At 71.2% G+C, this 1,755-nt stretch carries 2 protein-coding genes; one reads left to right on the forward strand and one right to left on the reverse strand.

Going from position 1 to position 1,755, the window contains the following annotated elements; translation table 11 throughout:
- Nucleotides 1-41: 41 nt before the first annotated feature.
- Entirely contained in the window at nt 42-545 is a 504-nt protein-coding gene (locus N864_RS22035) for an ATP-dependent zinc protease family protein (RefSeq protein ID WP_051518931.1), read from the reverse strand.
- On the opposite strand from N864_RS22035, the gene N864_RS22040 reads away from it, so the two are divergent.
- A complete protein-coding gene (locus tag N864_RS22040) occupies nt 544-1,737 on the forward strand; it encodes a RimK family alpha-L-glutamate ligase (protein WP_034722579.1) in 1,194 nt (397 codons plus the stop codon). The genes N864_RS22035 and N864_RS22040 overlap by 2 nt on opposite strands.
- Nucleotides 1,738-1,755: the final 18 nt, after the last annotated feature.

A 1,755-nucleotide genomic window follows, 5' to 3' on the forward strand; every position in this document is an offset into this window, starting at 1 on the left:
CGTATGCCGCTCAGCCGGCTCAGCGGCATACCGGCCCTTCGTCACGGGGCGCGGTTGCGAAGGCGCGCCGTGCGCGGCGCGCGGCCACCCAGGTAGGAGCGGCGCGAGTCGACGACGAAGCCCTGGCGCAGCGCCTCGCGGCCGATCAGCATCCGGAAGCCCATCTCGTCACGGTTGGTCAAGGTCACCTCGACGGTGATGGTGCGGCCGAGCAGGACGACGTCGGTGAGCACGACGATGCGCTCCTCGGCGTGCCCGGAGGAGCTGCGGACCGAGCGGCGGTCGTGCACCGGGCACTCGACGAGGACGGTGTCCGCGTCGGAGCCCTGCCAGGGCTGCACACCGAAGCGGACCCACCGCTCACCGGCGTGGTCGAACTCCTCGATCGGGCTGGCGTGGAGGGACGAGGAGCGCGCGCCGGTGTCGAGCTTGGCCTTGAGCCAAGGGACCCCGAGACCCGGCAGCGCTACCCACTCACGCCACCCCGCGATGGTGGTTGGATGGGGCGGCTCTGACACTCCACCATCCTTGCAGGTGCACCCCATGAAACTCGCGATCCTCTCGCGCGCCCCGCGGGCCTACTCGACCCAGCGGCTCAAGGCCGCCGCGCTCAGCCGTGGTCACCAGGCGAAGGTGCTCAACACCCTGCGCTTCGCGATCGACCTGACCGGACCGGAGCCGGACCTGCAGTTCCGGGGGCGGCCGCTGTCCGACTATGACGCGATCCTGCCGCGGATCGGCAACTCGATCACCTACTTCGGCACGGCGGTCGTGCGCCAGTTCGAGCAGATGGACGTCTACACGCCGAACACGGCGAACGGCATCTCGAACTCGCGGGACAAGCTGCGCGCCAACCAGATCCTGTCGCGGCACAACATCGGGATGCCCGCCACGACGTTCGTGCGCAACCGGGCCGACGTGCGGCAGGCCATCGGCCGCGTCGGCGGTGCCCCGGTCGTGATCAAGCTCCTCGAAGGCACCCAGGGGATCGGCGTCATCCTCGCGCCCGAGGTCAAGGTCGCCGAGGCGATCATCGAGACGCTGCACAGCACGAACCAGAACGTCCTGATCCAGAGCTTCGTGCAGGAGAGCCGCGGCCGCGACGTGCGGGCCCTCGTCGTCGGGGACCGGGTCGTCGCCGCCATGCGCCGGGTGGCGCACGGCGACGAGTTCCGGTCCAACGTCCACCGGGGCGGCTCGGTCGAGCCGGTGGCCCTCGACACCGCGTACGAGCAGGCCGCGGTCCGCTCGGCCCAGATCATGGGACTGCGCGTCGCCGGCGTCGACATGCTCGAGGGCAACGACGGCCCGCTCGTCATGGAGGTCAACTCCTCGCCGGGGCTCGAGGGCATCGAGACCGCGACGAACCTCGACGTGGCCGGGGCGATCATCGACTACATCGCCGGGCAGGTCGCCTTCCCCGAGATCGACGTGCGCCAGCGCCTCACCGTCTCGACCGGCTACGGCGTCGCCGAGCTCGTCGTGCGCGCCGGCGCCGACCTCGTGGGCAAGACGATCAGCGAGTCGGGGCTCTCGGAGCGCGACATCACGGTCCTGACGCTGCACCGCGGCACGATGGTCGTGCCGAACCCCCGCCGCGGCGTCGAGCTGCAGGCGGAGGACCGGCTGCTGTGCTTCGGGCGGCTCGAGGAGATGCGCACGATGGTCCCCGAGCGGCGGCGGCGTCGGGCCAAGGTCCGCAAGCTGCCGAAGGAGCCGATCCCCGAGGGCGCCTGACCCCCGTCGAGAGGCCAC

Source organism: Intrasporangium chromatireducens Q5-1 (genome assembly GCF_000576575.1).
Classification (GTDB): domain Bacteria; phylum Actinomycetota; class Actinomycetes; order Actinomycetales; family Dermatophilaceae; genus Intrasporangium_A; species Intrasporangium_A chromatireducens.